The 6,006-nt window shown below is 62.9% G+C and carries 4 protein-coding genes; 2 read left to right on the forward strand and 2 right to left on the reverse strand.

Annotated elements, in window-relative coordinates:
- Positions 1–500: 500 nt before the first annotated feature.
- Entirely contained in the window at positions 501–1,055 is a 555-nt protein-coding gene (locus QZ292_RS09220) for a cob(I)yrinic acid a,c-diamide adenosyltransferase (RefSeq protein ID WP_294600839.1), read from the reverse strand.
- Positions 1,056–1,075: 20 nt separating this feature from the next.
- Positions 1,076–2,089 (reverse strand): 4-phosphoerythronate dehydrogenase, encoded by a 1,014-nt coding sequence (locus QZ292_RS09225; protein ID WP_294600841.1) that lies wholly within the window; start codon positions 2,087–2,089, stop codon positions 1,076–1,078.
- A gap of 309 nt (positions 2,090–2,398) precedes the next feature.
- On the opposite strand from QZ292_RS09225, the gene QZ292_RS09230 reads away from it, so the two are divergent.
- Together QZ292_RS09230 and glpK are read left to right on the forward strand one after the other, a co-directional pair.
- The gene (locus tag QZ292_RS09230) at positions 2,399–3,964 is read left to right on the forward strand and encodes a glycerol-3-phosphate dehydrogenase/oxidase (protein ID WP_294600844.1); all 1,566 of its coding nucleotides are present in this window, start codon (positions 2,399–2,401) and stop codon (positions 3,962–3,964) included.
- A gap of 331 nt (positions 3,965–4,295) precedes the next feature.
- The gene (gene glpK / locus QZ292_RS09235) at positions 4,296–5,807 is read left to right on the forward strand and encodes a glycerol kinase GlpK (RefSeq protein ID WP_294600846.1); all 1,512 of its coding nucleotides are present in this window, start codon (positions 4,296–4,298) and stop codon (positions 5,805–5,807) included.
- The last annotated feature ends 199 nt before the right edge of the window (positions 5,808–6,006 follow it).

Raw genomic sequence — 6,006 nt, forward strand, 5'->3', positions numbered from 1 at the left:
CGCGCGCCATGGGAAATCCAGTCAAAACACGCAAGCGAGTTTTGACGATTTCCCTATTAAGGCGTGGCGCGCGGTCAAGCATTGTGCCGGATGGAACTGCCCTGCGCGGGCGGCGTCCGGGTGACCCCGGCGGGACGGGCGATGCTTGCGCATCGCTGCGGCAGTGTCGGCCCAATTGGGTAGAGGTGCCGGTAGTTTAGGGTAGAGGCTGCCCGTTTAAGGCCGAGGCTGGTAGTAAAACACCCTGTGGGTGCGAGCGGCCCCGTTTATTCCGAGAGGCAACGCAACTGAAGACCATGGCCGCGGCCGTTTCCGTCGCTGGGAGCGAGGTACTGTGTGTAAAAACCCAAGTAAACGCTACTGATACTGCTGATGGCAGACGACCAGCTGTACCCGTCCTTGCCGACGGCTATCAGATCGCCCCATATGCTGTAATTACCCGCATCGCGGAAGCCCGGGGCGGCCTGCCCTTCTCCGTCTGGTCCGAAAAAAGAAAAGACTCAGACCCGCGGCTCCCACCGCACCTCGTGTGCTCCCCCCGCATGCCCCAGATATCTTCCCAAAGCATAAAAGTAGTCCGACAGCCGGTTCAGAAACTCACGCACCACCCCCGGCACCTCCGGATAACGCTCAGCCGCGCTCACGACTCGTCGTTCCGCCCGCCGGCACACCGTCCGACAGACGTGCGCATACGACAGCGAAGCCAAACCGCAGGGTAACGTAAAATGCTGCAATTCAGGAAGACCGGCCAGCAGACCGTCGATGTTCCGCTCCAGCCGGGCGATATCCTCGGCATAGACCTGCGGCAGACGCTTCCCCACCTCTCCCTCGGCCGCCAGCAGCGATGCGCAACTCATCAGCCGATCGAGAATCCACTCCAGCCGAGCGCGTTCTTTCGCGAAGGTATCGTTCAGTATATCATGTAGATAACCCGTGTGAGCCATCAGTTCGTCCACCGTGCCGTAAGCCTCGATCCGCGGGTCGTCTTTCGGTGCGCGCGTTCCGCCGATCAGCGAAGTCGTCCCGTCGTCTCCTTTCCGTGTGTAGATTTTCATGTCCGAATGTCGAATTTGAGTTAGAAAAATTCCGGGCGGAAACGGTAGTCTCCCCGCAGCTCTTCGAACCGCTCCGGAGCCGCACGTAAAGCCGTGTCATCGGTCCGGATATCGTAATGTCGTGCCATTCCGGCCGTAATCTCCTCCCAGCTCAGCCCCCTGCGCGGATGCCGTTCCGGAGCCTCCGCCGGATACCAGTCCTCTGCTATCGGAAGCCCCAGAAACGCCGCCACGGCCCGTACCGCCATCGCCGTCCCCATCGCCTTGCCCTGTAGCGAATACCCCGCCACGTGCGGCGTCGCTATCGTCGTCAGGTCTAATAACTCTCTGTCGATCAGCGGCTCATGAGGCCAGACGTCTAATGCGGCCCGCGAGACCCGACCGCTCCTTAAGGCTTGTTTCAGAGCCGTTTCATGGACGACCTCTCCCCGCGAACTGTTCAGAAAGACCACCCCCCGTTTCGCCGCGGCGAAAAACGCTTCCGAGGCCATCTCCCGCGTCGTCTCGTCCAGCGGCACGTGCAACGTCACGACATCGGCCCGTTCGAGCAGCTCTTTCAGCGCAACGAATCGTTCCGTTCCCAGCTCGCCGCGCCGAACCCTCGGCGGGTCGCAGCAGACCACATCGAAACCCGCCGCCACGGCCGCCTCGCGCACCGCCTCGCCGACATGTCCTACGCCCACGATCCCGAGCGTCGTCCCCTCCGGCCGCACCCCGAGCGTCTCCAGCGCGGCGAAGACCCATTGGAGCACTCCGCGCGCATTGCATCCGGCGGCCGTCGCCACCTCGATTCCCGCCCGGCGGCAATACGCCGTGTCGATGTGGTCGTAGCCGATGGTCGCCGTGGCGATCATCCGCACCCGGCTCCCGGCCAGCAACGCTTCGTTGCAGATCGTTCGTGTCCGGATGATCAGCGCGTCGGCCTCGCGCACCGTGTCGGCCGTGAAAGTTCCTCCGGGAGCGTAGACCGTTTCGGCATAGGGCTCGAACACGCCCCGGATAAAGGGGATTTTGTCGTCGATTACGATTTTCATGGGTTTCCCGTAGGGTTGCAGATACAAATATCATAAATATTTTGCCTTTTGTTTTGTGCTGGGACAGGATTTCCCCGGCGCGCGAATGGAGAGTTGGGCCGAGGCTGCCTTAGCGATTCGTAAGCATCGCCCGTCCATGCACCCGTTGGGTGTTTTGTTAGGGTTCTCTTCGCCTTACTAAGTGGGGCCCGCGCGGCCCGAGGCCAGTTCCGTCCGGCACGGAGCTCCACCGCGCGCTACCCCGCCCAGACCCGCGAGCACTCTGGCGCAGAATTTGCTGATCGCCTCTTCAAAAAATCGACCCGAACCATGAACCGACAAGACAGCATCCGGGCGCTCGCAAACCGCGAACGCATCTGGGACATCATCGTGATCGGCGGAGGAGCCACCGGGCTCGGAATCGCCGTAGACGCCGCTACACGCGGTTTCAGCACCCTCCTCGTCGAACAGGAGGACTTCGCCAAAGGAACCTCCAGCCGGAGCACCAAACTCGTCCACGGCGGAGTCCGCTACCTGGCTCAGGGCGACGTCGGACTCGTCCTCGAAGCCCTCAGGGAACGCGGACTCCTCCAACGAAACGCCCCCCACCTGGTCAAAAACGAAGCCTTCGTCATCCCCTGCTACCGGTGGTGGGAGAAACCGTTCTACACCATCGGACTCACCCTCTACGACCTGATGGCCGGGCGGCTGGGACTCGGCAAATCGCTGCCCAAGAAGCGCAAAACCACCCTCGAACTCATCCCCGGACTCCGGGCCGAAGGGCTCCGGGGCGGCGTCCTCTACCACGACGGGCAGTTCGACGACGCGCGGATGGCAGTCAATCTGGCCCAGACCGCCATGGACGCCGGCGGTTTCGTCATGAACTACGCCCGGGTGACGGGGCTGCTCAAAAAACAGGACGGCACGGTCGACGGCGTGCGGGTCGAAGACCGACTGACGGGCGAAACGTACGAAGCGCGGAGCCGGACAGTAATCAATGCGACGGGGGTCTTCGTCGATTCGATCCTGCGGATGGACAACCCGGAAGACCGGCCGATCGTCCGGCCCAGCCAGGGGATACACCTCGTGCTGGACCGCTCGTTCCTCGGCGGAACGGATGCCGTGATGATCCCCCGGACGGACGACGGAAGGGTGCTGTTCGCCGTACCGTGGCACGACCGGGTGATCGTGGGGACGACGGACACGCTCCGCGAACGGCCCGAGCTGGAACCCAGAGCGTTGGAAGAGGAGATCCGCTTCATCCTCGACACGGCGGGACGCTACCTGACGCGCAAACCCACACGGGAGGACGTGCTGTCGGTCTTCGCGGGGCTCCGGCCGCTGGCGGCGCCCAAAGAGGAGGGGAAAAGCACGAAGGAGATCTCGCGAAGTCACAAGATCATCGTCTCGCCGTCGAACCTCATCACCATCACGGGCGGGAAGTGGACGACGTACCGCAAGATGGCGCAGGATACGATCGACCGGGCGATCGCGCTGAATCTCCTGCCGCCGCGGGAGTGCATGACGGCCCACTATCCGATCCACGGCTACCACGAACCGACGGACTTCGACAAACCGCTCTACTTCTACGGTGCGGACGAGCCGAAGGTGCGGGCATTGGCGAACGAACGGCCGGAGCTGGCCGAACGGCTCCACCCGGACTATCCTTACACGGGGGCGGAGGTGGTCTGGGCGGTGCGCGAGGAGATGGCGGTGACGGTGGAGGATGTCCTGGCACGCCGGCTCCGGATGCTGTTGCTGGACGCCCGCGCGGCGATAACGATGGCGCCGGCGGTGGCGGCTCTGATGGCTACGGAGTCGGGCCGCGACGAGCACTGGCAGCAGGAACAGGTCGAGGCGTTCACGGCGCTGGCAAACGGCTACCTGCTGAAATAATTTGATTTCCGTATATCGTTTTGAATGGGAGGGTACTGTTCTTTTTGTGAACAAAAAGAACCAAAAAAACTTCAGAGCGCATCCCTGCGGGATGCTCTGGCCGTGTCTGACCGATTGGTTGGGCTGGATTTTCGGCGGGCGCGCTTAAAGTATTACGTAGCACAATAGCGCGCTTCGCCTGAAAATCACAGCCCAACGAACAAGGCGGAGAAAACCCGTGGTCGTCCCACCGGGACGACCTATGGAAAAGTCTTTTGGGTACCTTTTCTTCAGAAAAGGTACGGTTCCGTCCGGTCAAAAAACAATACGAAACACCGAACTATTATTCATCATGGCAACCGAACTGACACAGAAATACATTCTGGCTTTGGATCAGGGGACGACCTCCTCGCGCGCGATTATCGTCGACCACGGAGGCAACATCGTGGCCTTCGCCCAGAAGCCCTTCGAACAGATCTTTCCGCGTCCCGGATGGGTCGAGCACGACCCGGGCGAGATCTGGTACACCCAGTCCTCCGTGGCCGCCGAAGCCGTTGCCAAAGCCGACCTCACGGGGCTCGACATCGCCTGCATCGGGATCACCAACCAGCGTGAAACGACCATCATCTGGGATCGCGAGACCTCGCTGCCCATCTACAACGCCATCGTGTGGCAGGACAGGCGGACGGCCGACTACTGCGAGCTCCTCAAGCGCGAGGGGCGGGCCGAAACGATTCGGGCCAAGACAGGCCTGATGCTCGACGCCTACTTCTCGGCCACAAAAATCAAGTGGATTCTCGACCACGTCGAGGGGGCCAGAGAACGGGCCGAAAAGGGAAAGCTCTGTTTCGGCACCGTGGACAGCTGGATCGTGTGGAAGTTCACCCGCGGCCGGGTGCACGTCACCGACGTGAGCAACGCCTCGCGGACGATGCTCTTCAACATCCACACGCTGGAGTGGGACCGCGAGCTGCTGGAGCTGTTCGACATCCCGGAATCGCTGCTTCCGGAGGTGTGCGACAGCAGCGAGATCTATTGCGATACGGCCACGACGCTCTTTTCGACCAAGATTCCGATCTCGGGCATCGCGGGCGACCAGCAGGCGGCTCTTTTCGGCCAGCTCTGCACCGAGCCGGGGATGGTCAAAACCACCTACGGCACGGGGTGTTTCATGATGGCGAACACGGGCGACCAGGCGGTGGCGTCGAAGAACCGCCTCCTGACGACCATCGCCTGGCGGATCGGCGGGCGGGTGACCTATGCGCTGGAGGGGAGCGCCTTCGTGGGCGGGGCGGTGATCCAGTGGCTGCGGGATGCGGTGCATGTGGTGAAGTCGTCGGCCGAGACGGAGGAGCTGGCTCAGTCGGTGCCGGACAACGGCGGGGTCTACTTCGTACCGGCTCTGACGGGGCTGGGGGCGCCCTACTGGGATCAGTATGCGCGGGGGACGATCGTGGGGATCACGCGGGGGACGACGTCGGCCTATCTGGCGCGGGCGGCGCTCGAGGGGATCGCCTACGAGGTCTACGACATTCTGGCGGCGATGGAGAGCGATGTGGGAGCGCTGTCCCGCGAGATGCGGGTGGACGGCGGGGCGGTGGCGAACAATTTCCTGATGCAGTTCCAGGCGGATGTCTCGCGGGGGAACATCCTGCGGCCTCTGACGCTGGAGTCTACGGCGATGGGGGCGGCGTTTCTGGCTGGGCTGGCGGTGGGCTACTGGGAGGGGCTCGAAGAGTTGCAGCAGCTCTGGAAACTGGATCGGGCTTTCGCACCGCTCCTGCCGGAGCCGGAGGCGGAACGGCTGTTGACGGACTGGCACCGGGCGGTCGAGCGGGCCAGAGGCTGGGCGAAGGAGAAGTAGGCCGGGAAGGTGACCGGTTGTTTGGAGTAGAGGCTGCTTGGATTGGGGTAGCCCCGGTTTGGGTAGAGGCTACTATTTCGGAGTGCCCGCCGGCACCGGCACGAGGGGGTGCGCCGAGGACGAATGCCGCAGAATGGGGCGGTAGGCCGAAAGGGGCAGAGGATCGGATTGTGGGTTGGGTGAGGTTGTGGCGGGGGGG

The organism is uncultured Rikenella sp., from assembly GCF_910577125.1.
In the GTDB taxonomy this organism is placed as follows: Bacteria; Bacteroidota; Bacteroidia; order Bacteroidales; family Rikenellaceae; genus Rikenella.